The 26,920-nt window shown below is 40.4% G+C and carries 36 protein-coding genes; 31 read left to right on the forward strand and 5 right to left on the reverse strand.

Features of this window, described 5'->3' with window-relative positions; all coding sequences use genetic code 11:
• Positions 1-125: 125 nt before the first annotated feature.
• Entirely contained in the window at positions 126-1,427 is a 1,302-nt protein-coding gene (locus ABKA15_RS00610; protein WP_225620233.1) for a hypothetical protein, read from the forward strand.
• 109 nt (positions 1,428-1,536) lie between these two features.
• On the opposite strand, the gene ABKA15_RS00615 is transcribed toward ABKA15_RS00610, so the two are convergent.
• Positions 1,537-2,073 carry a histidine phosphatase family protein gene (locus tag ABKA15_RS00615; protein WP_049513035.1) on the reverse strand — a complete coding sequence of 179 codons (537 nt, stop codon included), beginning with the start codon at positions 2,071-2,073 and terminating at the stop codon, positions 1,537-1,539.
• Positions 2,074-2,225: 152 nt separating this feature from the next.
• Here ABKA15_RS00615 and ABKA15_RS00620 point away from each other — a divergent pair, with 152 nt between their 5' ends.
• The 3 genes from ABKA15_RS00620 to ABKA15_RS00630 all read left to right on the forward strand — a co-directional run bounded on the left by ABKA15_RS00620 (position 2,226) and on the right by ABKA15_RS00630 (position 5,671).
• Positions 2,226-3,854, forward strand: coding sequence for a fibronectin-binding SSURE repeat-containing protein (locus ABKA15_RS00620; protein ID WP_049513033.1), 1,629 nt, complete (start codon positions 2,226-2,228; stop codon positions 3,852-3,854).
• Between the two features lie 97 nt (positions 3,855-3,951).
• Entirely contained in the window at positions 3,952-4,638 is a 687-nt protein-coding gene (locus tag ABKA15_RS00625) for a response regulator transcription factor (RefSeq protein ID WP_049513031.1), read from the forward strand.
• Position 4,639: 1 nt separating this feature from the next.
• Positions 4,640-5,671, forward strand: a complete 1,032-nt coding sequence (locus tag ABKA15_RS00630) for a HAMP domain-containing sensor histidine kinase (RefSeq protein ID WP_049513029.1) — start codon at positions 4,640-4,642, stop codon at positions 5,669-5,671.
• Positions 5,672-5,718: 47 nt separating this feature from the next.
• Here ABKA15_RS00630 and ABKA15_RS00635 read toward each other — a convergent pair whose 3' ends face one another.
• Positions 5,719-6,081: an SIS domain-containing protein gene (locus ABKA15_RS00635; RefSeq protein ID WP_239684962.1), complete on the reverse strand. Its 363-nt coding sequence runs from the start codon at positions 6,079-6,081 to the stop codon at positions 5,719-5,721.
• Positions 6,082-6,230: 149 nt separating this feature from the next.
• The gene (locus ABKA15_RS00640; protein ID WP_225620234.1) at positions 6,231-6,473 is read right to left on the reverse strand and encodes a hypothetical protein; all 243 of its coding nucleotides are present in this window, start codon (positions 6,471-6,473) and stop codon (positions 6,231-6,233) included.
• A gap of 155 nt (positions 6,474-6,628) precedes the next feature.
• Between ABKA15_RS00640 and ABKA15_RS00645 the strand changes: the two genes are divergently transcribed.
• Positions 6,629-8,323: a PTS transporter subunit EIIC gene (locus ABKA15_RS00645; protein WP_049513027.1), complete on the forward strand. Its 1,695-nt coding sequence runs from the start codon at positions 6,629-6,631 to the stop codon at positions 8,321-8,323.
• Between the two features lie 2 nt (positions 8,324-8,325).
• The gene (locus ABKA15_RS00650; RefSeq protein ID WP_049513025.1) at positions 8,326-9,093 is read left to right on the forward strand and encodes a Cof-type HAD-IIB family hydrolase; all 768 of its coding nucleotides are present in this window, start codon (positions 8,326-8,328) and stop codon (positions 9,091-9,093) included.
• A gap of 72 nt (positions 9,094-9,165) precedes the next feature.
• Here ABKA15_RS00650 and ABKA15_RS00655 read toward each other — a convergent pair whose 3' ends face one another.
• Positions 9,166-9,708, reverse strand: a complete 543-nt coding sequence (locus ABKA15_RS00655) for a histidine phosphatase family protein (RefSeq protein ID WP_049513022.1) — start codon at positions 9,706-9,708, stop codon at positions 9,166-9,168.
• Between the two features lie 98 nt (positions 9,709-9,806).
• Between ABKA15_RS00655 and polA the strand changes: the two genes are divergently transcribed.
• From polA to ABKA15_RS00670, 3 genes are all read left to right on the forward strand, one after another.
• On the forward strand, positions 9,807-12,452 hold the full coding sequence (gene polA / locus ABKA15_RS00660; protein WP_049513020.1) for a DNA polymerase I: 2,646 nt from the start codon (positions 9,807-9,809) through the stop codon (positions 12,450-12,452).
• 165 nt (positions 12,453-12,617) lie between these two features.
• Positions 12,618-13,055 carry a CoA-binding protein gene (locus ABKA15_RS00665; RefSeq protein ID WP_049513018.1) on the forward strand — a complete coding sequence of 146 codons (438 nt, stop codon included), beginning with the start codon at positions 12,618-12,620 and terminating at the stop codon, positions 13,053-13,055.
• Positions 13,056-13,559 (forward strand): kinase, encoded by a 504-nt coding sequence (locus ABKA15_RS00670; protein ID WP_049513016.1) that lies wholly within the window; start codon positions 13,056-13,058, stop codon positions 13,557-13,559.
• 249 nt (positions 13,560-13,808) lie between these two features.
• Here the strand turns inward: ABKA15_RS00670 and ABKA15_RS00675 are convergent, their stop codons facing one another.
• On the reverse strand, positions 13,809-14,654 hold the full coding sequence (locus ABKA15_RS00675; RefSeq protein ID WP_049513014.1) for a DUF975 family protein: 846 nt from the start codon (positions 14,652-14,654) through the stop codon (positions 13,809-13,811).
• A gap of 178 nt (positions 14,655-14,832) precedes the next feature.
• Between ABKA15_RS00675 and tgt the strand changes: the two genes are divergently transcribed.
• From tgt to rpsE, 22 genes are all read left to right on the forward strand, one after another.
• Positions 14,833-15,975, forward strand: coding sequence for a tRNA guanosine(34) transglycosylase Tgt (tgt, locus tag ABKA15_RS00680; protein ID WP_049513012.1), 1,143 nt, complete (start codon positions 14,833-14,835; stop codon positions 15,973-15,975).
• Positions 15,976-16,611: a phosphoribulokinase gene (locus ABKA15_RS00685; protein WP_186832675.1), complete on the forward strand. Its 636-nt coding sequence runs from the start codon at positions 15,976-15,978 to the stop codon at positions 16,609-16,611.
• Between the two features lie 338 nt (positions 16,612-16,949).
• Positions 16,950-17,252: a hypothetical protein gene (locus ABKA15_RS00690; RefSeq protein WP_338322551.1), complete on the forward strand. Its 303-nt coding sequence runs from the start codon at positions 16,950-16,952 to the stop codon at positions 17,250-17,252.
• 311 nt (positions 17,253-17,563) lie between these two features.
• Complete coding sequence (gene rpsJ, locus ABKA15_RS00695; protein ID WP_002894478.1) at positions 17,564-17,872, forward strand: 30S ribosomal protein S10; 309 nt, start codon at positions 17,564-17,566, stop codon at positions 17,870-17,872.
• Between the two features lie 206 nt (positions 17,873-18,078).
• Positions 18,079-18,705: a 50S ribosomal protein L3 gene (rplC, locus tag ABKA15_RS00700; RefSeq protein ID WP_003026558.1), complete on the forward strand. Its 627-nt coding sequence runs from the start codon at positions 18,079-18,081 to the stop codon at positions 18,703-18,705.
• A 24-nt stretch (positions 18,706-18,729) separates the two neighbouring features.
• Entirely contained in the window at positions 18,730-19,353 is a 624-nt protein-coding gene (gene rplD, locus ABKA15_RS00705; protein ID WP_037598474.1) for a 50S ribosomal protein L4, read from the forward strand.
• Positions 19,353-19,649 (forward strand): 50S ribosomal protein L23, encoded by a 297-nt coding sequence (locus ABKA15_RS00710; protein ID WP_003026555.1) that lies wholly within the window; start codon positions 19,353-19,355, stop codon positions 19,647-19,649. Before rplD ends, ABKA15_RS00710 begins: the two co-directional genes overlap by 1 nt.
• Before the next feature lie 17 nt (positions 19,650-19,666).
• On the forward strand, positions 19,667-20,500 hold the full coding sequence (gene rplB / locus ABKA15_RS00715) for a 50S ribosomal protein L2 (RefSeq protein ID WP_049513003.1): 834 nt from the start codon (positions 19,667-19,669) through the stop codon (positions 20,498-20,500).
• 242 nt (positions 20,501-20,742) lie between these two features.
• Positions 20,743-21,021, forward strand: coding sequence for a 30S ribosomal protein S19 (gene rpsS, locus ABKA15_RS00720; RefSeq protein ID WP_049513000.1), 279 nt, complete (start codon positions 20,743-20,745; stop codon positions 21,019-21,021).
• Positions 21,022-21,035: 14 nt separating this feature from the next.
• Positions 21,036-21,380, forward strand: coding sequence for a 50S ribosomal protein L22 (gene rplV / locus ABKA15_RS00725; protein WP_003026550.1), 345 nt, complete (start codon positions 21,036-21,038; stop codon positions 21,378-21,380).
• Positions 21,381-21,392: 12 nt separating this feature from the next.
• Positions 21,393-22,046 (forward strand): 30S ribosomal protein S3, encoded by a 654-nt coding sequence (gene rpsC / locus ABKA15_RS00730; protein ID WP_021002172.1) that lies wholly within the window; start codon positions 21,393-21,395, stop codon positions 22,044-22,046.
• A 3-nt stretch (positions 22,047-22,049) separates the two neighbouring features.
• A complete protein-coding gene (rplP, locus tag ABKA15_RS00735; RefSeq protein ID WP_003029477.1) occupies positions 22,050-22,463 on the forward strand; it encodes a 50S ribosomal protein L16 in 414 nt (137 codons plus the stop codon).
• Positions 22,464-22,472: 9 nt separating this feature from the next.
• The gene (gene rpmC, locus ABKA15_RS00740) at positions 22,473-22,679 is read left to right on the forward strand and encodes a 50S ribosomal protein L29 (RefSeq protein WP_003029476.1); all 207 of its coding nucleotides are present in this window, start codon (positions 22,473-22,475) and stop codon (positions 22,677-22,679) included.
• A 27-nt stretch (positions 22,680-22,706) separates the two neighbouring features.
• Entirely contained in the window at positions 22,707-22,967 is a 261-nt protein-coding gene (gene rpsQ, locus ABKA15_RS00745) for a 30S ribosomal protein S17 (protein ID WP_003026542.1), read from the forward strand.
• A gap of 25 nt (positions 22,968-22,992) precedes the next feature.
• Positions 22,993-23,361, forward strand: a complete 369-nt coding sequence (gene rplN / locus ABKA15_RS00750; RefSeq protein ID WP_003026541.1) for a 50S ribosomal protein L14 — start codon at positions 22,993-22,995, stop codon at positions 23,359-23,361.
• Positions 23,362-23,436: 75 nt separating this feature from the next.
• Positions 23,437-23,742 (forward strand): 50S ribosomal protein L24, encoded by a 306-nt coding sequence (gene rplX, locus ABKA15_RS00755; RefSeq protein WP_003026539.1) that lies wholly within the window; start codon positions 23,437-23,439, stop codon positions 23,740-23,742.
• Positions 23,743-23,765: 23 nt separating this feature from the next.
• Positions 23,766-24,308, forward strand: a complete 543-nt coding sequence (gene rplE / locus ABKA15_RS00760; RefSeq protein ID WP_003026536.1) for a 50S ribosomal protein L5 — start codon at positions 23,766-23,768, stop codon at positions 24,306-24,308.
• 17 nt (positions 24,309-24,325) lie between these two features.
• Positions 24,326-24,511, forward strand: a complete 186-nt coding sequence (locus tag ABKA15_RS00765) for a type Z 30S ribosomal protein S14 (protein WP_001085699.1) — start codon at positions 24,326-24,328, stop codon at positions 24,509-24,511.
• 323 nt (positions 24,512-24,834) lie between these two features.
• Positions 24,835-25,233: a 30S ribosomal protein S8 gene (gene rpsH / locus ABKA15_RS00770; RefSeq protein ID WP_003026535.1), complete on the forward strand. Its 399-nt coding sequence runs from the start codon at positions 24,835-24,837 to the stop codon at positions 25,231-25,233.
• A gap of 189 nt (positions 25,234-25,422) precedes the next feature.
• The gene (gene rplF, locus ABKA15_RS00775; RefSeq protein ID WP_021002170.1) at positions 25,423-25,959 is read left to right on the forward strand and encodes a 50S ribosomal protein L6; all 537 of its coding nucleotides are present in this window, start codon (positions 25,423-25,425) and stop codon (positions 25,957-25,959) included.
• Between the two features lie 81 nt (positions 25,960-26,040).
• The gene (rplR, locus tag ABKA15_RS00780) at positions 26,041-26,397 is read left to right on the forward strand and encodes a 50S ribosomal protein L18 (RefSeq protein ID WP_003026531.1); all 357 of its coding nucleotides are present in this window, start codon (positions 26,041-26,043) and stop codon (positions 26,395-26,397) included.
• A gap of 18 nt (positions 26,398-26,415) precedes the next feature.
• Positions 26,416-26,910, forward strand: a complete 495-nt coding sequence (gene rpsE, locus ABKA15_RS00785; protein WP_003029472.1) for a 30S ribosomal protein S5 — start codon at positions 26,416-26,418, stop codon at positions 26,908-26,910.
• Positions 26,911-26,920: the final 10 nt, after the last annotated feature.

Raw genomic sequence — 26,920 nt, forward strand, 5'->3', positions numbered from 1 at the left:
TTATTCCTTTTTGTGTTTACACAACTTATTTTACACTACCTATGGACCAAGAACATCTTTTGTGGATAACGATTAGTTCATATTATTATTTCTATTTAGTTTATTGTTTGGTCGTAGACAAGAGATTGTTTCGTGAGATTCGAGAGACAGATTTTCAACCGATTGATGAGCATGTTTCGATGTCAGAAACAAATGCTTTTGGACGGAGAGTGATGAATGGTTTATTCTACTTTACGTTGTCAGTTTATTTGCTTTTGAATCGCATGCATTATTATCAAGCGAGAGATGAGAAAGGCAAGCGTCTGCACAAGCATGATTTTCTTTATCGCTATAGTGTCTATGTTACTTTTCCTTTATTGATGACAAGGATTATGGTTTATTTTGCTCAGGATGATACGAATGAGGTTATCAATACAGTATCTAATTTATACTATACGTTGGTCTATCGGATTCCTTATTTTCAGTTATTGTTTGCTGTGTTGGCGGTGTATGTATATATCTTGGTGACGCATTATGTTGATAAGAAAGTTTGTGGTTTTTACTTTGTCAGTTATTTAATGGTGATTGTGTTGTCGTTGACTTTTATCATTCGGACATTGATAGGATTTTATTTTCTGGAAAGTGTTCCAGACGGGTTGAAGATTTTTTCTTTTTATTATGGGACGGTCTTAGCGTTAGAGAAGTTTTTGGCTTGGTTGATCCTTTATATGGAAAGTCATACTTATGGAAATCATTTGAAGCGGTATTGCTTGTATCAGAGAAATAGGTTGCTTCATTCTCTTAGAAAGTATATGGAACGTGTGTGGAAGTTGCTGAGAGTTCGTGTGATTTCAGTATTGACTTTAGTGGTAACTTCTGTGAATTTGTCTCGTATGTTGACATTTTTGTTCAAACGGAGTTTTTGGCATGAGATACGGCGTGCGTTTTCAGTCTTTATCTTATATCCAACTTTGTTTTTCCTCTTGCCGATTATCTTTTTCTATATTTTTCCGACGGATTCAACGGATTCTCCGATAGGGAGTTATCTTCTCGTCCGGAAAACAGAACATGAAACAATTTATTATTCAACGTCATCTTTGAAGATATTTAAAGGAAGGAAAATGTTGTATCGGAAACGATTGTTGTATTTGGTAGATAGTTGGGTGGTTAAGCAAGGAGTTCATTATTTATGTTATCGGTTGGTGGAGACAGGGGATTTTTATTACTTTATCTGGCAACCTCATACGAACTTATTACGATTAAATGGTGAGTCACCGCAAGAGTTTATTCGAGACGGAACCAAGGATTACATTCGGAACTTATCCAAAAATTCAGTTACGAGTTTGGAGGGGAGCGGTTTTGAGAATCAAGAGCGGCCCAAAGGAGAGCAAGAACCATTTTCATGGAAGAAACGAACGCGAAAGAAACTGTATAAGAGCTTGAGGTGATTTGGAAAATCATTTATCAAATAAAAATTCCTAAACTAAATAGGAATAGTTTAGGAGTTTCACTAGTGAAAAAATCATTTGTGACTGATAGATAAAGTTAATTCAAATCTTACTGCAAGTATACTTTTTCATCTTTTAATATCAAAATAGCGGGCATGGGCAGTTGTTTCCAAAAATCATAATGGATTTGTCCATCAAAATAGCTAAGTAGGATACAAATCAGATTACCGTGAGAACTGATGATGATGTGTTCATCTTGGTGATTTTCTTCTAATTCTTGCAGAAATGCTAGAGCTCGGTTTTGAGCTATGAGATTTGATTCGCCACCCGGTAGAGAACTGTCAGGATTTTGCCAAAGTTGCTTGAGTGTAGTTTCAAATGTTTGGTCGGAAACCGGCTGACTGCTTAGCTTTCGTTCAATCAATCGCTTATCCAGTTGAATCGGAAGTCCAAAAGTTAGTGCCAAAGGCTCAATCGTTTCAATTGCTCGTTGGTAAGGACTAGAATAAATAGCAGAGATTGGCTTATTCTCTAATATTTTTAATTGTGAGAGGGAAGCGAGTCCCTTTTGTGACAAAGGGCGAGTCCATTCGTTAGGTGTATAGGTTGAGTGTGCGTGACGGACAAAATAATAGGTGTTGTTCATGTAATCTAGTATATCACAACATGTGAAAATTCTATAAATAAGCAAGAAATAATGCTTATTTAAGAAAAACTTTAACTTTGTCTTACGGATAGTTAATAAGAGCTTGGTAAACTTTAATCAACCATTAAAAATAAATCAAAGGAGTAAATAATATGGTTGACAAAAATCATCGTTCAAATAATGAAAAATATACAAAATGGTCTATCCGTCGGTTAAGTGTGGGTGTTGCGTCCGTAGTTGTGGCAAGTGGATTCTTTATTCTTATTAGCAATCCGGTAAATGCCCAAGTTGGTACGCAAAACAAGGTGGTCACGACAGCCCCGTCAAATAGTCCAACAGAATCTGGGAAATCCATACTTGATTCGAAAGTAGGGCAAACAGAAAGCTCGTCAGCTGAAAAGAAAGAAACACCAAGTACAACAAAAACCTCACAAGACTTGTCTGGCAAAACAATTCAAACACCAGATAAAAAGGTGCAAGAAAAACAAGAAGTTACAAAAGAAAACAAAGTAGGCAAGTCCGCCGCGGAAGCTGCGAAAAAAATCCAAAAGGCGACAGAAACGGTTGTAAAAGAAGCAGCTCCAAAAGCGCAAGAAGATTCAACTCTTGCTCAAGCTAAGCAATCTGTAGCGGATAACATCAAAGGTAGTACAGATGTACCAGCTTCCTTCTTACAAAACGCGAACCACCCTGGTCCCTTTACGGCAGGCGTGAACGAAGTCATTCCGTACGAACTCTTCGGTGGTGACGGTATGTTAACCCGTCTCTTGTTGAAATCCTCAGACGGGGCACCATGGTCAGATAATGGCACGGCAAAACACGCCGGCTTACTACCGTTTGCCAACATTCCAAAAGGTAAATATTTCTACCAAGTATCACTCAATGGTAATGCAACAGGTAAACAAGGCAAAGCTCTTTTAGATCAACTAAAAGCGAATGGCACACACAGCTATACCGCAACGGTAACGGTTTATGGTGCAACCAAAGATGGTAAAGCAGACTTGAACAATGTCATCGCAACACGTCAAGTGAACTTGAATCTGAACGGCACTACGACTGCTGACCAAGTGAAAAAATCCGTAGCAGATAACATCAAAGATAAAATTGATGTTCCTGCAAGTTATTTGACAAATGCAGTCTATCCAGGACCATTTACAGCTGGTGTCAACCAAGTTATTCCGTATGAGCTCTTCGGTGGTGACGGTATGTTAACCCGTCTCTTGTTGAAATCCTCAGATGGCGCACCGTGGTCAGATAATGGTAAAGCAAACCATGCAGGTCTCCTACCACTTGTAGGTTTAGAAAAAGGCAAATATTTCTATCAAGTTGCTTTAAACGGTAATACGACTGGCAAAGAAAATCAAGCGCTTTTAGATCAATTAAAGGCGAATGGCACACACAGCTATACCGCAACAGTTACAGTTTATGGTGCAACTAAAGACGGTAAAGCAGACTTAAACAATGTTATTGCTACGAAATCTGTGACCATTAACCTAAAAGGTGAAAAGAAAGCGGACTCTAATGGGCAATCTCAACAAGGTCAAAATGGTCAGGCACAAAACCAAGGTAAAAAAGCAGATCATGACGAAAGCAAGCATTCAAATAAAGGCGGAACACCTTCTGCGACATCTTCAAAAGGTGGACAAGCTAAGGCAAGTAAAAAATCGCTTCCTAATACAGGTCAAAAATCTTCTCTTGCTTTGACAGTTTTAGGACTTCTTGGCTTAAGTGCAGCAGCTATTCTAACACTTGTCGGCATGAAACGCAGAGAAAAGAAATAATTCTCGCATTTGTGAGCACTAACGCTTGAATCAAGTATAGAAATAGTGTTATACTTTTTCGTGGTATAACACTATTTTGCACAATAGAGGTAAGAAAATGACGAAGAGAATTTTGTTAGTAGATGATGAAGTAGAGATTACCGAGATTAACAAGCGTTATTTAACGAAGGCAGGTTATGAAGTCAATGTGGCTCATGATGGGCAGGAAGCTTTGGAGCTTTTTAAGAAATATCCGATTGATTTGATTATCACCGACATTATGATGCCCAACATGGACGGGTATGATTTGATTGGCGAAGTGCAGTATCTTGCTCCGGAGCAACCTTTCCTTTTTATCACTGCTAAAACATCTGAACCGGATAAAATTTATTCCCTCAGTATGGGAGCGGATGATTTTATTACCAAACCTTTCAGTCCGCGGGAGTTGGTGTTGCGGGTACACAATATCTTGCGGCGCATTCACCGCAGTGTGGGAGCAGATGAAAAACTCCAACTAGGGGATTTAGAGATAAATCATGCAACGCGCGAAGTGACAGTGCACGGACAATCGTTGATGATGACCATTAAATCTTTTGAGTTGCTATGGATTTTAGCCAGCAATCCTCAGCGGGTCTTTTCTAAGACAGAATTGTATGAGAAAGTCTGGCAAGAAGATTTTGTAGATGATACAAATACGTTGAATGTTCACATCCATGCCTTGCGGCAAGATTTAGCAAAGTACAGTACAGAAAAAACACCCACGATTAAGACTGTTTGGGGATTGGGCTATAAGATAGAGGTTTAAAATGAAATTAAAACACTTTATTATTGTGGGGTATCTCATTTCCACAACTATCACAGTTGTTGCAATTGTTTGGTCAGTCAATACCATGCTAATTGCAAGAAGTGATATTTACTTCATTATTGGAATCAGCATTTTAGCAAGTATTACAGGTGCATTGGTCAGTCTTTTACTGTTGAGCCGCGTTTTTCTCTCTTTGGATAAATTAAAACAGCTCATCAAAGGTATACCGAATAAGAAATTTGAAACGGTCAATACAATTAAAAATCCAACAGAGTTTAAAGAATTAGCAGATGCTTTTAATGAAATGTCTACTGATTTGCAAAACACATTTGCCTCTTTAGAAGAGAGTGAAAAAGAAAAAGGCTTGATGATTGCTCAGCTCTCACACGATATTAAAACGCCTTTGACATCCATTCAAGCGACGGTGGAGGGAATGTTAGATGGTGTGATTGCAGCTGATGAGCAGCAGTATTATCTCAAAACCATCAGTCGGCAGACCGATCGCCTAAATAAACTGGTGGAAGAGTTAAGCTTCATTACGTTAAATACCATGCATGAACCAGATACACCGATAGAAAAAGAGGAGATTTTTCTTGATAAGCTCTTGATTGATATTATGTCGGAGTTCCAATTGGTGATTGATAGAGAAGACCGAGATATTCGGATTTCGGTGCAGCCAGAATCAGCAAAAATTATTAGCAATTATGATAAACTTTCACGGATTATTCTCAATCTTGTGAGCAATGCTTTTAAGTATTCGGAAGCAGGCACTAAGCTTACTATTGATGCGGTGGTTGAAAATAAGTGCTTGATTTTAACGGTGGCAGATGAAGGTCAGGGCATTAAGTCAGAGGATTTGGATAAGATTTTTAAACGACTTTATCGGGTGGAATCTTCTCGCAATATGAAAACTGGCGGGCACGGCCTAGGGCTTTATATCGCCCGTGAACTAGCTCATCAACTGGGTGGAGATATTTTCGTTCAGAGCGAATATGGGCAAGGTAGCAGCTTTTCTTTAGTATTGGATATATAAAAAAAGAGTAGGACAAGACCGGAAAAGGCGGCGTTCTACTCTTTTTGTTATCCTTGTTGCTGCTTGGCTAAAATAACTTCAAAAAGCAGATTTCCAACTAAATTGAACATCAAGCGTGAGCGTAGTTTTTCGCGCTTTTTAGGTGCATCGTAGACGAAAATCATGTGGTCACTGATTTTAGAGAGAAGATGGTTTCCTAAAGTAGTGATTGTAAGAACAGTTGCCCCTTGTTCTTTTGCCTGTAAGATACTGTGGTTAACGTCTTTGTTGCTGCCGCCGAGCGAGAAGACAATAATCACATCTTTTTGTGTGGCAATATCTTTAATCCTATCAATACTGTATTGCTCGAAGTAGTCATTAGACCAAATGTTGATAAGTTTTAGTTTTCGATTAAAATCAGTCATAGCCATGTAGCTAGATCCTACTCCGATACAGAAGATCCGTCTGGCTTCGAGAATTTTGTGGGCAAAGATTTTAAAATCTTGTTCAGATAGGATGGATAGGGTATGTTCAAATTCAACATGGATTTGTTCTTTTAATTGTTCAAAAGAAGTGCGCTCTAACTTGGTTTGATTTTTTTCAGCTCTTTTGATAAACGCAGATCATAACGTAATTCATTATAAGTTTGATAGCCTAACTTTTTACAAGCACGAATAACGGTAGATGAGGAGATGAACAATTCGTTGGAAATGGTTTTCAGCGTAAGAGATTCAATTTCTTTCTGACGCATGAGGTAGTCGATGACCTCTTGTTCGTTTACAGATAATCGATCATAGTGTTGCTTTAAATTTTTTAGAAACATATAGCCTCTTTCTAATTGTCGTTTAAAATAAAACGTTTTCTAGTAAAATTTTACCGAAATAGTAAAAAATAATCAAGATAGAAACTTCTGTTAAAAAAGCGTTTTCAAGTTTATTTTTGTTAAAATGAGAACAGAAAACATAAGGAGTATAAAAGATGAAAGAGAAGAATAAATTTATCTCTGCCTTTGAGCAATTTGGACGCTCATTCTTACTCCCTGTTTCGGTCTTGCCCGGTGCAGGGATTATTCAAGGTATTGGTACAGCTTTTACCAATGAAAACACGCTTAAGATGTTCCCATTCTTGAACAATGCAGTTTTTCAATTTGTCATGAAATTTTTCATTGCGCTGGGTGGTACAGCTTTTAGCAACTTGCCTGTTATTTTTGCAGTCGGAGTTTCAGTTGGTCTTGCAAAACGGGAAAAAGGATCGGCAGCTTTATCTGGTTTGTTAGGTTTTCTTGTTTTGCACAACGTTTTGAATTTCTTGTTGAAAATCAGTGGAAGGCTAGTCAATACTGCTAACTTATCAAGCGGTGCAGCCAAACTTGCCCTGTCAAATGCCATGCAGACAAAAGTCCTCGGGATTCAAACTATGGACCTCAGTGTGTTTGGAGGGATTATTGTTGGGGTTTCTGTTTACTTCATTCACAAGTGGGCTGTGAAACAAGAATTGCCAACTATGATTGGCTTCTTCAGTGGACCACGTTTTGTACCAATTGTCACTATGGTGGCTATGTCCTTTGTGGCTATCGCAATTTTCTTTATTTGGCCAACTATTCAAGCAGGCATTAGCGCAGTGTCTATCCTCGTTTTGAAGTCAGGCCCGATTGGCACTTTCTTATATGGATTGATTGAGCGGGCTCTCTTGCCGTTTGGTTTGCACCATGGTCTCAACTGGCCGGTCCGTACGACAGAGCTTGGTGGCTCATGGACAATTGGTGGTAACCATGTCGTCGGTACGGTCAATGCCTACCTTGCTTCTTTAGCAGATTCTTCGATCAAGTCTATTGCCCCATCTATTACGCGTTTCAATGGTGGTAAATTTGTTTACTTCATGTTCGGTCTTTCTGGTGCTGCTTATGCTATGTACAAGACAGCTTCTCCAGAAAAACGTAAAGTAGCAGGTTCGCTTCTCTTTGCAGCAGCCGGAACTTCATTCTTGACTGGTATTACAGAGCCAATCGAATTTACTTTCCTTTTTGTGGCACCAATGCTTTACGCTGTGCATGCTGTTTTGGCAGGTTCTGCTTTGTTTGTTATGCACATGCTTGGTGCTGGTGTAGCAACTCCTACCGGCCATGGTTTCATTAACCTTGTAATCTATGGTGTGTTGCAAGGGCCTAAAACGCACTGGTGGCTCGTCTTCTTAGTAGGTATCCCTTATTTCTTCCTTTATTATTATGTTTTTAAATTTATGATTTTGAAATTCAACTTTAAGACTCCAGGTAGAGAAGATACGGATGAAGTCAAGTTGGCAAGTAAGCAAGAAGCGCGTGGTAAATATGGCTTGAAGATTCAAAATGTCGGTCAAGCAGCTCCGCAGGATACAGCACCTACTCCAGAAAAATCTGAAGGGAAAGAACTTAGCAAGAAAGAAAAAACGCACCAACAGGCTCTCGGTTTGATTGCAGCCCATGGTGGTCCAGAAAATATTGTTGATGTCAATGCTTGTATCACTCGTTTGCGTATTGATGTCAAGGACAAATCATTAGTGGATAAGGATACGATTGTCAACCAATATGAAGCACTTGGTTTTGCTGAAAATGGCATGCAAATGCAATCTATCTATGGTGCTTATGCCAATGTTCTCAAAATGGAAATCCAAGACATTTTAGGTTTAGAGGAATAGCCATGGCACATAAGATTTTATGTGTAACAGATTTAGACGGAACTTTTGTGAAAAATTCTGTTGATGTTAATTCAGTAGACTGGCAAGCTTATCAAAATTTGACACGTTACAGTGACTTCGCTATTGCTACGGGTCGTTCTGTCAAGGAAATCAACTACATTACGCAACGTAATCAGCTTCATTTAAGCTATGCAATCGGCTTTAATGGCGCCATGATTGCTGAAAATGGGAATATATTATTTTCTCAAACATTGGCGTCAGCAGATGTACAAGCCTTGTTAGACTACCTCAAAAAAGAAAAACTCGTTTTTGATGCACTTGATGGCGAGGAGAGAATTGGCAACTTTGACCATGAGGACAAGCGGCGTTTGTGGAATATGCCCATCCTTTGCTTGGAAAATCCTTATGATCTGGTGCGGAAACGTCAGATTTACAAGTTTAACATTCGCCCAGAAGCAGCGAAAACGTCTGTCTATGTAAAAGAATTAAAAGAACATTTTCCTCATTTAGAAGTCTACCAATCAGGGAGCACTCGCATAGAAGTGACTGCGAAAGATGTTTCAAAAGGTAGTGGTTTACAGCTTTTGAAAAAGCATTATCAACTAGTTGTGGCATTTGGCGACTCTGGAAATGACATTTCGATGTTTGAAAAATCCGATATTTCCTATTGTATGACACATGCTTCAGCCAATGTCCAAGTGGCTGCCACCTATGTCGTTGATAGCTTTGCAGACGCAGTCAAGCATTTAGAACAATTGCTGAGTTTATAAGCTTCAAATTTAGAATAAAAAAACAAAAGCAGACCAGAACTGATTTACTGTCAGTCTAGCCTGCTTTTTCTTTTAGAGAAGGCGAGAGATATTCCTATTTTTATCTAAAGCCAGTACATCTGGCACACTTAGGCTGCTCCAGAAGTCATAATCAATGCTGGAGTCAAATGTGCTCAGCAAGATGCAAATCAGATTGCCGTGGGAACTGATGATAATTTCTTCGTTTTGATGTTTGCTTTCTAGCTCATGAAGAAGAGCTAAGGCACGCTGTTGAGCTTGTTGATTGGACTCGCCACCAACAAGTGAAAATGTTGGCCGTGACCAAAGTTTCATGAGGGCTTCTTCAAAGTCTTGGTCGGCAATCGCTTGACTACTTAGCTTTCGCTCTATTAACCGTTCGTCGCTTTGAATAGCGAGTTTCAGACTCTGAGCCAAAGGCTCAATCGTTTGGATGGCTCTTCGGTAGGGGCTAGAATAAATGGCGGTAATGGATTTGTATGCTAAAAATTCAAGCTGTGCCAAGGATTCTTGGCCTTTGTCTGATAATGGTAGGTTGATTTCATCAGGTGTATAGATAGAATACGCATGGCGGATAAAATAGTAGGTGTTGTTCATAAGATGATTATAGCAAAATTTAAATCTCAATTCATTTTCTACCTATTTTCCACGCCGCCTTTTCTGTCTTTGTCCGACTTTCGTGTTATAATAAACCTATGGAAAAAAAGAATAAGTTATTATTAATCGACGGCTCTTCTGTAGCTTATCGTGCTTTTTTTGCACTGTATAATCAAATTGACCGTTTTAAGAGCCCGTCTGGGCTTCACACCAATGCCATTTACGGCTCCCATCTTATGCTGAATCACTTGATAGAACGTGTACAGCCAACTCATATCTTGGTGGCTTTTGATGCGGGAAAGACTACCTTTCGGACAGAGATGTATGCTGATTACAAGGGTGGTCGGGCTAAAACGCCAGAGGAATTTCGTGAGCAGCTGCCTTTTATTCGCGAAATGCTAGATAAGCTGGGTATTTGCTATTATGATTTGGATCAGTATGAGGCAGATGACATTATCGGTACTTTAGATAAAATGGCTGAAAAAACGGCTGTTCCCTACAATGTGACAATCGTGAGTGGAGACAAGGATTTGATTCAGCTGGTCGATGATAATACTATTGTGGAAATTTCTAAAAAAGGTGTGGCCGAGTTCGAGAAATTCACACCAGCCTACCTCATGGAAAAAATGGGAATTACACCCACACAATTTATTGACCTTAAGGCTCTTATGGGCGATTCCTCAGACAATATCCCTGGAGTGACTAAAATCGGTGAGAAAACGGGACTCAAGCTTCTTTTGGAATATGGCTCTCTGGAAGGTATTTATAACAACATTGACCAAATGAAGCAGTCTAAGATGAAGGAAAATCTCATCAATGACAAGGATATTGCTTTCTTATCTAGAACACTTGCAACCATTGATACCCAAGCCCCAATCGAAATTGGTTTGGAAGATATTCTCTATCAAGGTCCGAATATCAAACAATTAAGCAGATTTTACGATGAAATGGGCTTTAAGCAATTTAAGCAAGCACTAGAAGCAGAAGTAGAACCAGAAGAGGGGACTGACATTGCTTTTGAGGAAGTGACGGAAGTCCTTTCGGAAATGCTCAGTAAAGATGATTTTTTCTATTTTGAAATGTTGGGTGACAATTACCACATTGACGAGATGGTGGGCTTTGCTTGGGGGAATGCACGGCAGATTTATGCGAGTCAGGATATCAGTCTCTTACAGCAACCAATTTTCAAAGAATTTTTGGAAAATACAGCCCTCAAGGTTTATGATTTTAAACGCTCCAAGGTCTTGCTCAGTCGCTTAGGCATTGAGCTTTCGCGACCTGCATTTGATAGCCGTTTAGCTAAGTACCTTCTTTCAACCGTTGATAACAATGAAATTGCAACAATTGCTGGTCTTTATGGCAAGACCAAACTCGCCGAAGATGAGGCGGTTTATGGGAAAGGCGCTAAGCGGGCACTGCCTGAAAAAGCTATTTTATTGAGCCATTTAGCCAGAAAAGTCACAGTTCTCATTGAAACTGAAAAGCCTATGACAGACTTGCTGCGCCAGCATGACCAGCTTAATCTGCTGTACGAAATGGAGCAACCTTTAGCCTTTGTGCTGGCTAAAATGGAGATTGCTGGTATCAAAGTAGAGCGCGAAACATTGCAAACCATGCAGGCTGAAAATGAGGTGCTTCTTACCCAACTGACGCAGGACATCTATGAGCTTGCTGGTGAGGAGTTTAACATTAATTCGCCTAAACAGTTGGGGGGTATTCTCTTTGAAAAACTAGGTTTGCCAACGTCTTTTACTAAGAAAACCAAAACGGGCTACTCTACGGCAGTAGATGTATTGAAACGTTTAGCACCAATCGCGCCAATTGTGGAGAAGATTTTGGACTATCGGCAAATTGCTAAGATTCAATCAACCTATGTCATGGGATTGCAGGACTGGATTCTAGCGGACGGAAAGATTCACACTCGCTATCTTCAAGATTTGACTCAGACAGGACGCCTATCAAGTGTTGATCCTAATCTGCAAAATATCCCAATCCGCCTAGAGCAAGGCCGCTTGATTCGGAAAGCTTTTGTGCCAGAGTGGGAGAATAGTGTCTTACTTAGCTCCGATTATTCGCAAATTGAGTTGCGGGTTTTGGCGCATATTTCAGGTGATGAGCATTTGATTGAGGCTTTCAGACACGGGGCAGATATTCACACTTCAACAGCCATGCGGGTTTTTGGTATTGAAAAGCCAGAAGATGTGACACCAAATGACCGCCGCAATGCCAAAGCTGTTAACTTTGGTGTTGTTTACGGAATTTCTGACTTTGGACTTGCCAACAATCTGGGTATTAGTCGTAAGGAAGCGAAGTCCTATATTGATACTTATTTTGAGCGCTACCCGGGTATCAAGAATTATATGGAAAATGTAGTGCGAGAGGCACGAGATAAGGGCTATGTAGAAACTCTCTTTCACCGTCGTCGGGAGATCCCGGATATCAATTCTCGTAACTTCAATGTTCGAGGATTTGCGGAACGGACAGCTATCAATTCACCGATTCAAGGCTCAGCCGCAGACATTCTTAAAATTGCAATGATTCGACTGGACCAAGCTCTGATAGATGGGAATTTTAAAACCAGAATGTTGCTGCAAGTTCATGATGAAATTGTGATGGAAGTACCTGAAAACGAACTGGAGACTGTTAAAACTCTGGTGAAGAATATCATGGAATCTGCCATTGAACTTTCTGTTCCCTTGAAAGCGGACGAAAGTGCTGGCAAGACCTGGTATGAAGCCAAGTAAGCGCAAGATGTAAAGGATGTAAACAAGGCGAGAACAGGAGAAAATTCGATGAAAGAGCGATGCTCCTAGAAGGAATTATCTATTTTCTTAGGCTTTAGCGCGTGTTTCGTTAAGGCACAAATGCTATAAAACTATCCAATTTTATTATGAAGTAGGAGGAACCTTATGACATATCATTTTCAAAATCCTAGCGATGCAATCGTCAAGCATTATTTGAAAAACAGCAAAGTGATTGCTGTTGTCGGACTGTCTGACCGCGAAGAAACGACCAGCAACCGTGTGTCCAAAGAGATGCAGGAGCGAGGCTATCGCATTATTCCAGTCAATCCGCGGGCAGCGGGCAGTCAAATTTTTGGTGAGACTGTTTATGCCAGTCTCAAAGACATTCCTTTTCCGGTGGATATTGTTGATGTCTACCGTCGTAGCGAGTTTTTGCCAGATGTAGCGCGTGATTTTCTGCAAGCGAATGCTAAGATCTTCTGGGCACAATTAGGCTTGGAAAATGAAGAAGCGGAGCAGATTCTGCGGGCAGCTGGTCGGGATGATATTATCATGAACCGCTGTATCAAGCGGGAGCATACCCGTCTGATTTTAGGAGAGTAAATGGCAACGTTGGTGATTATCAGAGGCAATTCTGGTTCAGGAAAAACAAGTCTGGCAAAAAAATTGCAAGAGTATTATGGACGAAGGACGCTTGTCATCTCTCAAGATATCGTTCGGCGTGACATGCTGAAAGAAAAAGTCGAGCAGGACAATCTGTCAATCTCTTTGACGGAAACCATTGCCTGTTATGGCTATGAGCGAGATTTGTTGGTGATCGTTGAAGGATTTTATGAAACAGACATTTATGGGCAAATGCTAGAAGAATTGCGTGACCTCTTTTATCCAAAAGTTCTGTCTTACTATTATGATTTGATTTTTGAAGAGACAGTTCGCCGCCACCAAACTAGGAGCAAGAAAGCAGATTTCAGTCCAGCCGACATGAAACGTTGGTGGAAAAAACGTGATTTCTTAGGTTGGGAAGCAGTAACCTTTACAGATCAAGATTCGCTGGAAGACGTCTTTCAAGAAATTTCTAAAAAAAATCAATTTGTTCTAAAAAATTAAGTTTGTTTTAAGCTAGGTTGATTATACTATATTTATCAAATGAAGACCTCCTAACTTTGTTTGATAGAAATCCTAAACTTTTTCATAATAATCTCCCTAATAAAGTCACCCAATTGGTGGCTTTTTTCATGTAAAGTTTGCAATATGACACTTGAGCTGAATCACTTTACGAAAAATGGATACAACTCAAAAGACCTGAACAGTTCGTTCAAGTCTTTTGTTGGACTGCCAATTGTTTCATGCAAGAAATTAATAAAAAATTGGAGTCTGATCTTGTTCCTTTAGCACAGCTTCATAGAAAAGAGTTTGAGCTGTATAAACGTAGGGATAGACATAAATAGATGCGATCCCCAAAGTAATAGCAGTTAGCAAGTACCAGCCAATAAAACTTAAATCAAGTACAAATCGCTTGCCTTTATATCCTTTCATCATCTGGCGGCTTGTACGAATAATTTTAAAGGTGCTCTCATAGCTCTGGTTTTCTAATGTGTCACAAAGAATAAATTCTACTTGCGAATAAGCGTAATATTGAGGAAGTGCAATAATAATACCGATTACCATCAAAATAAAACCGATGAGAATATAAAGTAACAATGCCCCAACAGTTGTCTGAAGTGCAGTATTTTGTGAGAGAGCTTGAGAATTGGGGAGGAGTTTTATGACACTAAAACTGGCCAGAATCATCATGCCGCTTCCAATCCAGACGAAAATATTCCACAGAAATAGTAATACACGTTTGAGCAAAAGTGTCATGAAAACAGGACCAATTACTTTACTATCAAAAGTTCGTATAGAATCTGCAAAGTGTACTTCTTGCCGTTTTCCACGAATGACTTCCAGTAAGGTCCAAAAGGCAGCAGTTAAAAAGAAAGATACGATAAAACTAATCGCTACTGGGAACAATGAGCGATTGATCCCGTGGACAACCGTATTTTGGATACCATATTGTAAGATATTATTGGACAAGGTGTCTGAAGAATAATTGTAAACAAAGGAAACAATCGCAGTCACAATTGGCACTAAAAAGAGTGCATAGATTCCCTTGGCTTGGCGTTGGATACGACGAGCTTCTGCTCGCAATTCACTTAAGTTCATATTTGCCTCCTATATTGAAAAATATTATACCATATTCTTCTAAGAGAAAGAAAAGTTTTTATCTACTTTATCTTTCTTCCTTTTTTTGATAAAATCATACAGGATGTTGTGAGTCAAATGAACTCACACACTGTAAAATGAAGGTCTGGGACTGTTTTTCCCAGTATCGGAGGTAAAAATGTCAGATTCACCGATTCAATATCGTTTGATTAAAAAAGAGAAGCACACAGGTGCTCGTTTGGGAGAAATTATCACGCCGCATGGCACTTTTCCAACTCCCATGTTTATGCCCGTGGGAACTCAGGCAACTGTAAAAACGCAGTCTCCAGAGGAACTCAAAGAAATGGGTTCAGGGATTATTTTATCTAATACCTACCATCTCTGGTTGCGGCCGGGTGATGAGCTGATTGCACGTGCTGGTGGGCTTCATAAATTTATGAACTGGGATCAGGCTATTCTGACAGACAGCGGTGGTTTTCAGGTGTATTCTCTGGCAGACAGCCGCAACATCACCGAAGAAGGGGTGACTTTCAAGAATCATCTGAACGGCGCAAAAATGTTTCTCTCTCCAGAAAAGGCCATTTCTATTCAAAACAATCTAGGCAGTGACATCATGATGTCTTTTGATGAATGCCCGCAGTTCTATCAACCGTACGATTATGTGAAAAAGTCCATTGAGCGGACTAGCCGCTGGGCAGAGCGTGGACTCAAAGCACATCGCCGTCCGTATGACCAGGGTCTCTTTGGGATTGTGCAAGGTGCTGGTTTTGAAGATTTGCGTCGCCAGTCAGCTCAGGATTTGGTCAGCATGGATTTTCCAGGCTATTCCATTGGTGGACTAGCTGTGGGTGAATCTCATGAAGAGATGAATGCAGTATTGGACTTCACAACTCCGATGCTGCCTGAAAACAAGCCTCGCTACCTCATGGGAGTGGGAGCGCCAGACAGCCTGATTGACGGGGTAATACGTGGTGTGGATATGTTTGACTGCGTGCTGCCGACACGAATTGCCAGAAATGGCACTTGTATGACCAGCGAAGGGCGTTTGGTCGTGAAAAATGCTCAATTTGCAGAGGATTTCACCCCACTAGATCATAACTGTGATTGCTACACCTGCAAAAACTATACGCGCGCGTATCTTCGGCATTTGCTTAAGGCTGATGAAACCTTTGGACTCCGTCTGACCAGCTATCACAATCTCTATTTCCTCATCAATCTGATGAAAAATGTCCGCCAAGCCATTCTATATGACAATTTGCTTGAATTTCGTGAAGATTTCATCGAGCGCTATGGCTACAATCATTCAAAGAGGAATTTCTAGATGAATCAAGGTGAGAGGTCGTTAGTAGAAGTAGTCAAGAATTATTTGCTGGATGGGAAAAAACATACGCTAGCGATTTACGGTCACGGTGCTTCTGGAAAATCTACTTTTGCCAAACGTTTAGTAGAAAGTCTGGGGCGAGAGCGAGTTAATCTGCTTGCGGCTGATCCTTATATAATAGACGGGGAATATCGTGACTTGCTGACAGTTAGAGAATTTCCAGAGCAAAAAGTGACAGCCTGTCTTCCAGTGGCTCATGAATTGAAGAGCTTGAAACGTGATATAAGAGCCTTGCAATCTGGCTGTGATATAGTGACGATTGACCAGCCTTGGGCACCAAGTCAGCGACTTTCAGCGGAAAAATCAATTCTAATTGTGGAAGGCATGTCAGTTGCTTTTCTGCCGAAAGAGTTGTTTGATTTGTCCATTTGTTTTTACACCGATGCAGCGACGGAATTAGAGCGCCGCTTGTCCCGTGATGTAGCAGTACGTAATCGGCAGCCTGAGTGGATTGAGAGAACACACCAAGCACGTCGTGAGCAATATGAGCGTTATTATAGACCTTATCACGACCTTGCAGATATATTGATTTGTCAATCGGGAAATACTTTTAAAGTTAAAAAATCTCTATTTTAAAAGATAAAGTTACGTTAAGCTAGTTTTAAGGTTGAAAAGTTATTCTATATTTATCCTAAAACTTTTCTTTTTCATAATCTCCCAAATGCCACTACATTATGTTAGTGGTGTTTTTGTTTAGAAAATGCTCTTTGCGATTTATTGGTTTAGTGTTACAATTAGAACAAATAATCAAGGAGATAAAAAAATGAAATTAAATTCACTCGATTTTAAAATCGTTGTCTCAGTTATGTTTTGTATTGTAAGTGCCTGACTTATTCCTTTTTTAGGTATTTTACCGGCTTCTTTTTTGTGTACAGGAAGAGGGGCTGGCAAGCAAAAAAAGTGGATATTATAGAATTCTAGCAACGCTGGTAGGTGGTTTAGCGGCTGTTCTTTTGATTTGCTGTTATCATTTCATCCCAAGTAAGATAACATTGTTCTGTCTGTTAATGTTAGCTATTCTTGGAACTCTATATGTTAGCAAATCAGTTGCCTTACCTCCTTTCTTAGCGAGAATTGCAGTTTTAACATTACTGATTGTTGCGATTATGGGAAAAGGAGACTTGCTCTACGCAGGAAATCGACTGCTATCCACCATTTATGGTGCTTTTGTCGCTTGGGGTGTTTCAATAGTACCAATAAAGCAAGACAAAAAATAATATTCAATACTCATTATTTAGAAAATATGAACCAGAGAAATTAGCAAGTTTTCTCTGTGTTTTTAACTCTTCGCTGAGCTAAATTCGTTTTTTGTTTTGTAAAGTCTCTTTTTGTCAAAAAATCTCAAAAAAATTCTCAAATCCCTTGCAATCAGTGAATCTTTGTGTTATTCTATTATGGTGCTGTGAAAAACAGTCTGTAGCTTTGATGCAAGAGGTTGCGACACGCTCGGTTGCATTGCCACGCAATGGCGTTTCGGTTTTCTTGCGGAGCTAGCCTATTATCTTAAATAGACGAAAAGGAGAAAAAGATGGCAAACAAAAAAATTCGTATCCGTTTGAAAGCTTACGAACACCGTACACTTGATACAGCGGCTGCAAAAATCGTAGAAACTGCTACTCGTACAGGTGCAGAAGTTGCAGGACCAATCCCACTTCCAACTGAACGTAGCCTCTACACAATCATTCGTGCGACTCACAAATACAAAGATTCTCGCGAACAATTTGAAATGCGTACACACAAACGTTTGATTGATATCATCAACCCAACTCAAAAAACAGTTGATGCTTTGATGAAGTTGGATCTTCCAAGTGGTGTGAACGTAGAAATCAAACTTTAATCAGATGCAAGATAAAAGTATTCGGGTTTAACTGAATATGGGCTAAGAGCTCTGCAAAAAAGATAAACTTCCTAGTGTTCGTCGAACACTGCGTCAGTTTCCTATTTTTGCCAGACTCTCTTAACGCCCTTAATATCTTAATCTTGAGCATAAAAAACGCTCGTTAAAAACTTTTTGAAAAAATATAGAAAAGGAAACATTTTCTCATGACAAAAGGAATCTTAGGGAAAAAAGTGGGAATGACTCAAATCTTCACTGAAGCTGGCGAATTGATCCCTGTAACTGTTGTTGAAGCAACACCAAACGTGGTTCTTCAAGTGAAAACAGTTGAAACAGATGGTTATAACGCTGTTCAAGTCGGTTTTGACGACCTTCGTGATGTATTGAGTAACAAACCTGCTAAAGGACATGTAGCGAAAGCTAACACGGCTCCTAAGCGCTTCATTCGTGAATTCAAAAACATTGAAGGCTTAGAGGTCGGTGCAGAAATCACAGTGGATACATTCGAAGCTGGCGATGTTGTTGATGTAACAGGAACTTCAAAAGGTAAAGGTTTCCAAGGTGTTATCAAACGCCACGGTCAATCACGTGGTCCAATGGCTCACGGTTCTCGTTATCACCGCCGTCCTGGTTCTATGGGACCAGTTGCGCCTAACCGTGTTTTCAAAAACAAACACTTGGCAGGACGCATGGGTGGCAACCGTGTGACGATTCAAAACCTTGAAATCGCACAAGTTGTTCCAGAGAAAAACGTTATCCTCATCAAAGGTAACGTTCCTGGTGCTAAGAAATCTCTTATCACTATCAAGTCAGCAGTTAAAGCTGGTAAATAATAAAGAAAGGGGAAATCAGTCATAATGGCAAACGTAAAATTATTTGACCAAACTGGTAAAGAAGCTGGTGAAGTAGTTCTTAACGATGCAGTATTTGGTATTGAGCCAAATGAATCAGTTGTATTTGATGTTGTTATCAGTCAACGTGCAAGCCTTCGTCAAGGAACTCACGCTGTTAAAAACCGCTCTGCAGTATCAGGTGGCGGACGCAAACCATGGCGTCAAAAAGGAACTGGACGTGCGCGCCAAGGTTCTATCCGCTCTCCACAATGGCGTGGTGGTGGTACCGTATTTGGTCCAACTCCTCGTTCATACGCCTACAAACTTCCACAAAAAGTTCGTAGATTGGCACTTAAATCAGTTTATTCTGAAAAAGTTGCTGAGGACAAATTCGTAGCTGTAGACAGCCTTTCATTTACAGCTCCAAAGACTGCTGAGTTTGCGAAAGTACTTGCTGCACTTAGCATTGATTCAAAAGTACTTGTAATTCTTGAAGAAGGAAACGAATTTGCTGCACTTTCAGCACGTAACCTTCCAAATGTGAAAGTTGCAACAGCAACAACTGCAAGTGTTCTTGATATCGTAAATAGCGACAAACTTCTTGTTACTAAAGAAGCTATCTCTACAATCGAGGAGGTTCTTGCATAATGAATTTGTATGACGTAATCAAAAAGCCTATCATCACAGAAAGCACAATGGCTCTTCTTGAAGAAGGCAAATACGTATTTGAAGTGGACACTCGCGCTCATAAACTTTTGATCAAACAAGCGGTTGAAGCTGCTTTTGACGGAGTGAAGGTTGCAAATGTGAACACAATCAATGTAAAACCAAAAGCAAAACGTGTAGGGCGTTATACTGGTTTTACAAACAAAACTAAAAAAGCTATCATCACTCTTACAGCTGATTCTAAAGCAATCGAGTTGTTCGGTGCTGAAGCAGAATAATCTAAGGAGGAAATATCGTGGGAATCAGAGTTTATAAACCAACTACAAATGGTCGCCGTAATATGACTTCTTTGGATTTCGCTGAAATCACAACGAGCACTCCAGAAAAAACTTTGCTTGTTTCTTTGAACAACAAAGCTGGTCGTAACAACAACGGTCGTATCACTGTTCGTCACCAAGGTGGTGGACACAAACGCCATTACCGTTTGATTGACTTCAAACGTAACAAAGACGGTGTTGAAGCAGTTGTTAAAACAATTGAATACGATCCAAATCGTTCAGCCAACATCGCTCTTGTACATTACACTGACGGTGTGAAAGCTTATATCATCGCTCCTAAAGGTCTTGAAGTCGGTCAACACATCGTTTCTGGACCAGAAGCGGATATTAAAGTTGGAAATGCTCTTCCACTTGCTAATATCCCAGTTGGTACATTGATTCATAATATTGAATTGAAACCAGGACATGGTGGTGAATTAGTACGTGCTGCTGGAGCTTCTGCTCAAGTGCTCGGTCAAGAAGGCAAATATGTTCTTGTTCGTTTGCAATCAGGCGAAGTTCGCATGATTCTTGAAACTTGCCGTGCTACAGTCGGTGTTGTTGGAAATGAACAACATGGACTGGTTAACCTTGGTAAGGCTGGACGCAGCCGTTGGAAAGGCATCCGCCCAACAGTCCGCGGTTCTGTAATGAACCCGAACGATCACCCACACGGTGGTGGTGAAGGTAAAGCGCCAGTTGGTCGTAAAGCACCATCTACTCCATGGGGCAAACCTGCTCTTGGACTTAAAACTCGTAACAAGAAAGCGAAATCCGACAAACTTATCGTTCGTCGTCGTAACGAGAAATAGGCGGCTGAGCAGAAATTTGACGGTCTAGCTACCAAACTTCATTGCGGAACCCCGGCAAAGTTGATTATATGGGTAGCAAGGCGTAGAGTCATAGCTAACTATCAATCAACCACTGCCTACTCGTAAGGTGTTACAACTATATATAGCAAGCGAGCAAAGGATCGCATATTTCCGCCAGCTCGGTAGCGCTGATTGTCAGTGCAAGCCGTTGTGGTACATATTTTAAAGGAGAAAACATAAAAATGGGACGCAGTCTTAAAAAAGGACCTTTCGTCGATGAGCATTTGATGAAGAAAGTTGAAGCTCAAGCCAACGACGAAAAGAAAAAAGTCATCAAAACTTGGTCACGTCGTTCAACGATTTTCCCAAGTTTCATCGGATATACAATTGCAGTTTATGATGGACGTAAACATGTTCCTGTTTACATCCAAGAAGACATGGTAGGGCACAAGCTTGGTGAATTTGCACCAACTCGTACTTACAAAGGTCACGCTACTGACGACAAGAAAACACGTAGATAAGAGAGGAGAAAAACATGGCAGAAATTACTTCAGCTAAAGCAATGGCTCGTACAGTGCGCGTTTCACCTCGTAAATCTCGTCTAGTTCTTGACAATATCCGCGGGAAAGACGTCGCTGACGCAATCGCAATTTTGAAATTCACACCAAACAAAGCTGCTGGCATTATCGAAAAAGTGTTGAACTCAGCAATCGCTAATGCAGAAAACAACTTTGGTTTGGAAAAAGCAAACTTGGTAGTATCTGAAGCTTACGCAAACGAAGGACCAACAATGAAACGTTTCCGTCCACGTGCAAAAGGTTCAGCTTCACCAATCAACAAACGCACTAGCCACATCACAGTGGTCGTTGCAGAAAAATAAGGAGGTAAAAACGTGGGTCAAAAAGTACATCCAATAGGTATGCGTGTCGGTATCATCCGTGACTGGGATGCCAAATGGTATGCTGAAAAAGAATACGCGGATTACCTTCATGAAGATCTTGCAATCCGTAAATTCGTTCAAAAAGAATTAGCTGACGCAGCTGTTTCAACTATTGAAATCGAACGCGCAGTAAATAAAGTAAACGTTTCTCTTCACACTGCTAAACCAGGTATGGTTATCGGTAAAGGTGGAGCAAACGTTGATGCACTTCGTGCAAAACTTAACAAACTGACTGGTAAACAAGTCCACATCAACATCATTGAAATCAAATCACCAGATTTGGACGCTCATCTTGTTGGTGAAGGAATTGCTCGCCAATTAGAACAACGTGTTGCTTTCCGTCGTGCTCAAAAACAAGCAATCCAACGTACAATGCGTGCGGGAGCTAAAGGAATTAAAACTCAAGTATCTGGCCGCTTGAACGGTGCTGATATCGCTCGTAGTGAAGGGTATTCTGAAGGGACTGTTCCGCTTCATACGCTTCGTGCAGATATTGATTACGCTTGGGAAGAAGCAGATACTACTTACGGTAAACTTGGTGTTAAAGTATGGATTTACCGCGGAGAAGTTCTTCCAGCTCGTAAAAACACTAAAGGAGGTAAATAACCAATGTTAGTACCTAAACGTGTTAAACACCGCCGCGAATTTCGTGGTAAAATGCGCGGTGAAGCTAAAGGTGGTAAGGAAGTGGCATTTGGAGAATATGGTCTTCAAGCAACTACTAGCCATTGGATCACAAACCGCCAAATCGAAGCTGCTCGTATCGCTATGACGCGTTACATGAAACGTGGTGGTAAGGTTTGGATTAAAATCTTCCCACACAAGTCATACACTGCTAAAGCTATCGGGGTTCGTATGGGATCTGGGAAAGGTGCTCCAGAAGGTTGGGTTGCGCCAGTTAAACGTGGTAAAGTGATGTTTGAAATCGCTGGTGTGCCTGAGGAAGTTGCTCGCGAAGCGCTTCGTCTTGCAAGCCACAAATTACCGGTTAAAACAAAATTCGTGAAACGTGAAGCAGAATAAGGAGAAGGCATGAAACTTAATGAAGTAAAAGAATTTGTTAAAGAACTTCGTGGTCTTTCTCAAGAAGAACTCGCGAAGCGTGAAAGAGAATTGAAGAAAGAATTGTTTGATCTTCGTTTCCAAGCAGCAACAGGTCAATTAGAACAAACTGCACGCTTGAAAGAAGTGAAAAAGCAAATCGCTCGTATCAAAACTGTTCAATCAGAAATGAAATAATAGACTTGGGAAAGGAGAAATTCTAAAATGGAACGTAATCAACGTAAAACGCTTGTTGGACGCGTCGTTTCTGACAAGATGGATAAAACAATCACAGTTGTAGTTGAAACAAAACGTAACCACCCAGTCTATGGTAAGCGTATTAACTACTCTAAAAAATACAAAGCGCATGATGAAAATAACATCGCTAAGGAAGGCGATATTGTTCGTATCATGGAAACTCGTCCGCTTTCAGCTACAAAACGCTTCCGTCTTGTAGAAGTTGTAGAAGAAGCAGTTATCATCTAATCAAACCAGAAAGGAGAAAACTTAAATGATTCAAACAGAAACTCGTTTGAAAGTTGCTGACAACAGCGGTGCCCGCGAAATCTTGACAATCAAAGTTCTTGGTGGTTCAAAGCGTAAATTCGCTAGTATTGGTGATGTCATCGTTGCATCTGTAAAACAAGCTACTCCTGGTGGTGCGGTTAAAAAAGGTGACGTTGTAAAAGCGGTTATCGTTCGTACTAAATCAGGTGCTCGTCGCAAAGATGGTTCATACATCAAATTTGACGAAAATGCTGCAGTGATTATCCGTGATGATAAAACACCTCGCGGGACACGTATCTTTGGTCCAGTTGCACGCGAATTGCGTGAAGGTGGATTCATGAAGATCGTCTCACTTGCTCCAGAAGTACTTTAATCAAAAACAAACTAAGTCCCCTATCTTTGATAGATAGGGTGCCCATCAGGGCGTAAGAAATCAAAGGAGAAACCAATGTTTGTAAAAACTGGCGACAAAGTTCGCGTGATTGCTGGTAAAGATAAAGGCGTTGAAGCTAAAGTCGTTGCCGCACTTCCAAAAGTAAATAAAGTTGTTGTTGAAGGTGTAAATATCATCAAGAAACACCAAAAACCGAATAACGAAAACCCTCAAGGTGCTATCGTGGAAAAAGAAGCACCAATCCATGTGTCTAATGTTCAAGTGTTGGACAAAAATGGTGTTGCAGGACGTGTTGGCTACAAGTTTGTAGACGGCAAAAAAGTTCGTTACAATAAAAAATCAGGCGAAGTGCTTGACTAATCACGAAGGAAAGGAGAAGTATAATGGCTAATCGTTTAAAAGAAAAATATCTTAATGAAGTAGTTCCTGCTTTGACTGAAAAGTTTAACTACTCATCTGTTATGGCTGTGCCAAAAGTGGATAAAATCGTTTTGAACATGGGTGTTGGAGATGCTGTATCAAATGCTAAAAATCTTGAAAAAGCTGCTGAAGAGCTTGCTCTTATCTCAGGTCAAAAACCACTTATCACTAAAGCTAAAAAATCTATCGCCGGCTTCCGTCTTCGTGAAGGTGTAGCGATTGGTGCTAAGGTAACTCTTCGCGGCGAACGCATGTATGAATTCTTGGATAAATTGGTTACTGTATCACTTCCACGTGTTCGTGACTTCCACGGTGTTCCAACAAAATCATTTGATGGACGCGGAAACTACACACTTGGTGTGAAAGAACAATTGATTTTCCCAGAAATCAACTTTGATGATGTTGACAAGACTCGTGGTCTTGACATTGTTATTGTAACAACTGCTAACACGGATGAAGAATCACGTGAATTGCTTACGGGCCTTGGAATGCCTTTTGCAAAATAATCTAGGAGGTAAATAAATTGGCTAAAAAATCAATGATTGCTAAGAACAAACGCCCTGCGAAGTTCTCTACGCAAGCTTACACTCGTTGCGAACGTTGTGGTCGTCCACATTCAGTTTACCGCAAGTTTAAACTTTGCCGTGTTTGCTTCCGCGAGTTAGCATACAAAGGACAAATTCCAGGCGTTACCAAAGCTTCTTGGTAATTTAAGATGTGAGAGCGTTAAGAAAACGCAATGAAAATAGGAAGTTTGGTGTAGGAGCGATGCTCCAAGGCAAACTTATCTTTTTCACCAAGTTCTTAGCTTGAACTCAATTAAAACATGATACAAAAGGCGTAACGAGCCCAGCAAAAATAGGGGATTTCGCTCAGGAGCGATGCTCCTAGAGAAATCTATCTATTTTGCACAGCTTGTAGTCCGTGTTCTAATCAGCAAGTCTGTTTAGAGTGTATCCATCAAACTGAGCCTAGCTCAATCATTAACTAGCAAGTGAATTATCAAACTACTAGTAAGAGGAGAAAAACAAAATGGTTATGACTGACCCAATTGCAGACTTTTTGACACGTATTCGTAATGCGAATCAAGCAAAACATGAAGTGCTAGAAGTACCTGCATCAAATATCAAAAAAGGGATTGCTGAAATCCTTAAACGCGAAGGTTTTGTGAAGAACGTTGAGTACATTGAAGATGATAAACAAGGTGTTATTCGTGTATTCCTTAAATACGGTCAAAACGGTGAAAAAGTTATCACTGGTTTGAAACGTGTTTCAACACCAGGACTTCGTGTTTACAAAAAATGTGAAGATCTTCCAAAAGTCTTGAATGGACTTGGAATTGCGATTATCTCAACATCTGAAGGCTTGTTGACTGACAAAGAAGCACGCCAAAAGAATGTTGGTGGGGAAGTAATCGCCTACGTTTGGTAAAATTATAGCTTCCATTTTCGTCGTGAGTCGTTGTTATTCGCTCTTGCCTAACTTCAAGTTATGCTTGCGAGCGAATGCCTAGACTCACTTAGAAAATGTAACCTATAACTCACTTTCTGCTATTTTAATAGCAGTCCCGTGAAAACTAGTCGTTCTGCGGCTTGACAATCTAACAGGAGAAAACAAAAAATGTCACGTATTGGTAATAAAGTTATTGCATTGCCTGCGGGTGTCGAATTGACAAACAAAGACAATGTCGTAACTGTAAAAGGACCTAAAGGAGAACTCACTCGCACGTTCTCTAAAGATATTGATATTCGTGTGGAAGGAACAGAAGTAACTCTTCACCGTCCAAACGATACAAAAGAAATGAAAACAATCCACGGAACAACTCGTGCTCTTTTGAACAACATGGTTCATGGTGTATCAGAAGGATTCAAGAAAGAACTTGAAATGCGTGGGGTTGGATACCGTGCTCAACTTCAAGGTAAAAAATTGGTACTTTCGGTTGGTAAATCTCATCCAGATGAAGTGGAAGCTCCTGAAGGTATTACTTTTGAACTTCCAAATCCAACGACTATTGTTGTGAACGGAATCTCAAAAGAAGTAGTTGGACAAACTGCTGCTTATATCCGTAGCTTGCGTGCTCCTGAACCATATAAAGGGAAAGGTATCCGCTACGTTGGTGAATTCGTTCGCCGTAAAGAAGGTAAAACTGGTAAATAATGTTATAAGGTTGTTTTTCAACCAAGATATTTATTTCCAACTTTGTGCTTAGGTACACAATAAAATTAAGAGGTGAAAATTGTGATTTCGAAACCAGATAAAAATAAAGTCCGCCAAAAACGCCATCGTCGCGTTCGTGGAAAACTCTCTGGAACTGCTGATCGCCCACGTTTGAACGTATTCCGTTCTAATACAGGCATCTACGCTCAAGTAATTGATGACGTAGCGGGTGTAACGCTCGCAAGCGCTTCAACTCTTGACAAAGAAGTTTCAAAAGGAACTAAAACTGAACAAGCCGTTGTTGTCGGCAAACTTGTTGCTGAACGTGCAGTTGCTAAAGGTATTACTGAAGTGGTGTTTGACCGCGGTGGATATCTATATCACGGACGTGTAAAAGCTTTGGCTGATGCAGCTCGTGAAAACGGATTGAAATTCTAATAGGGAGGACACTAAAAAATGGCATTTAAAGACAATGCAGTTGAACTTGAAGAACGCGTAGTTGCGATTAACCGTGTTACAAAAGTTGTTAAAGGTGGACGTCGTCTTCGTTTTGCAGCTCTTGTAGTTGTTGGTGACCGTAATGGTCGTGTTGGCTTTGGTACTGGTAAAGCTCAAGAAGTACCAGAAGCAATTCGCAAAGCCGTTGAAGATGCAAAGAAAAACCTAATTGAGGTACCAATGGTTGGCACAACAATTCCTCACGAAGTAACATCTGAATTTGGTGGAGCTCGTGTCTTGTTGAAACCAGCTGTAGAAGGTGCTGGAGTAGCTGCTGGTGGTGCTGTTCGTGCCGTCATTGAATTGGCAGGTGTAGCAGATGTAACATCTAAATCACTTGGTTCTAACACTCCAATCAACATCGTTCGCGCAACTGTTGAAGGTTTGAAACAATTAAAACGCGCTGAAGAAGTTGCTGCCCTTCGTGGTATTTCAGTTTCTGACTTAGCATAAGAAAGGAGAT

Origin of the sequence: Streptococcus sp. KHUD_010 (assembly GCF_040207525.1) — a bacterium.
Taxonomy (GTDB): domain Bacteria; phylum Bacillota; class Bacilli; order Lactobacillales; family Streptococcaceae; genus Streptococcus; species Streptococcus hominis.

Excerpts from the sequence above, each read along its gene's own strand:
- ABKA15_RS00615 (WP_049513035.1), bottom strand. The coding sequence starts at position 2,073 with ATGAACAACACCTATTATTTTGTCCGTCACGCACACTCAACCTATACA.
- ABKA15_RS00620 (WP_049513033.1), top strand. The coding sequence starts at position 2,226 with ATGGTTGACAAAAATCATCGTTCAAATAATGAAAAATATACAAAATGG.
- ABKA15_RS00625 (WP_049513031.1), top strand. The coding sequence starts at position 3,952 with ATGACGAAGAGAATTTTGTTAGTAGATGATGAAGTAGAGATTACCGAG.
- ABKA15_RS00630 (WP_049513029.1), top strand. The coding sequence starts at position 4,640 with ATGAAATTAAAACACTTTATTATTGTGGGGTATCTCATTTCCACAACT.
- ABKA15_RS00635 (WP_239684962.1), bottom strand. The coding sequence starts at position 6,081 with ATGGCTATGACTGATTTTAATCGAAAACTAAAACTTATCAACATTTGG.
- ABKA15_RS00640 (WP_225620234.1), bottom strand. The coding sequence starts at position 6,473 with ATGTTTCTAAAAAATTTAAAGCAACACTATGATCGATTATCTGTAAAC.
- ABKA15_RS00645 (WP_049513027.1), top strand. The coding sequence starts at position 6,629 with ATGAAAGAGAAGAATAAATTTATCTCTGCCTTTGAGCAATTTGGACGC.
- ABKA15_RS00650 (WP_049513025.1), top strand. The coding sequence starts at position 8,326 with ATGGCACATAAGATTTTATGTGTAACAGATTTAGACGGAACTTTTGTG.
- ABKA15_RS00655 (WP_049513022.1), bottom strand. The coding sequence starts at position 9,708 with ATGAACAACACCTACTATTTTATCCGCCATGCGTATTCTATCTATACA.
- polA (WP_049513020.1), top strand. The coding sequence starts at position 9,807 with ATGGAAAAAAAGAATAAGTTATTATTAATCGACGGCTCTTCTGTAGCT.
- ABKA15_RS00665 (WP_049513018.1), top strand. The coding sequence starts at position 12,618 with ATGACATATCATTTTCAAAATCCTAGCGATGCAATCGTCAAGCATTAT.
- ABKA15_RS00670 (WP_049513016.1), top strand. The coding sequence starts at position 13,056 with ATGGCAACGTTGGTGATTATCAGAGGCAATTCTGGTTCAGGAAAAACA.
- ABKA15_RS00675 (WP_049513014.1), bottom strand. The coding sequence starts at position 14,654 with ATGAACTTAAGTGAATTGCGAGCAGAAGCTCGTCGTATCCAACGCCAA.
- tgt (WP_049513012.1), top strand. The coding sequence starts at position 14,833 with ATGTCAGATTCACCGATTCAATATCGTTTGATTAAAAAAGAGAAGCAC.
- ABKA15_RS00685 (WP_186832675.1), top strand. The coding sequence starts at position 15,976 with ATGAATCAAGGTGAGAGGTCGTTAGTAGAAGTAGTCAAGAATTATTTG.
- rpsJ (WP_002894478.1), top strand. The coding sequence starts at position 17,564 with ATGGCAAACAAAAAAATTCGTATCCGTTTGAAAGCTTACGAACACCGT.
- rplC (WP_003026558.1), top strand. The coding sequence starts at position 18,079 with ATGACAAAAGGAATCTTAGGGAAAAAAGTGGGAATGACTCAAATCTTC.
- rplD (WP_037598474.1), top strand. The coding sequence starts at position 18,730 with ATGGCAAACGTAAAATTATTTGACCAAACTGGTAAAGAAGCTGGTGAA.
- ABKA15_RS00710 (WP_003026555.1), top strand. The coding sequence starts at position 19,353 with ATGAATTTGTATGACGTAATCAAAAAGCCTATCATCACAGAAAGCACA.
- rpsS (WP_049513000.1), top strand. The coding sequence starts at position 20,743 with ATGGGACGCAGTCTTAAAAAAGGACCTTTCGTCGATGAGCATTTGATG.
- rplV (WP_003026550.1), top strand. The coding sequence starts at position 21,036 with ATGGCAGAAATTACTTCAGCTAAAGCAATGGCTCGTACAGTGCGCGTT.
- rplP (WP_003029477.1), top strand. The coding sequence starts at position 22,050 with ATGTTAGTACCTAAACGTGTTAAACACCGCCGCGAATTTCGTGGTAAA.
- rpmC (WP_003029476.1), top strand. The coding sequence starts at position 22,473 with ATGAAACTTAATGAAGTAAAAGAATTTGTTAAAGAACTTCGTGGTCTT.
- rpsQ (WP_003026542.1), top strand. The coding sequence starts at position 22,707 with ATGGAACGTAATCAACGTAAAACGCTTGTTGGACGCGTCGTTTCTGAC.
- rplN (WP_003026541.1), top strand. The coding sequence starts at position 22,993 with ATGATTCAAACAGAAACTCGTTTGAAAGTTGCTGACAACAGCGGTGCC.
- rplX (WP_003026539.1), top strand. The coding sequence starts at position 23,437 with ATGTTTGTAAAAACTGGCGACAAAGTTCGCGTGATTGCTGGTAAAGAT.
- rplE (WP_003026536.1), top strand. The coding sequence starts at position 23,766 with ATGGCTAATCGTTTAAAAGAAAAATATCTTAATGAAGTAGTTCCTGCT.
- rpsH (WP_003026535.1), top strand. The coding sequence starts at position 24,835 with ATGGTTATGACTGACCCAATTGCAGACTTTTTGACACGTATTCGTAAT.
- rplF (WP_021002170.1), top strand. The coding sequence starts at position 25,423 with ATGTCACGTATTGGTAATAAAGTTATTGCATTGCCTGCGGGTGTCGAA.
- rpsE (WP_003029472.1), top strand. The coding sequence starts at position 26,416 with ATGGCATTTAAAGACAATGCAGTTGAACTTGAAGAACGCGTAGTTGCG.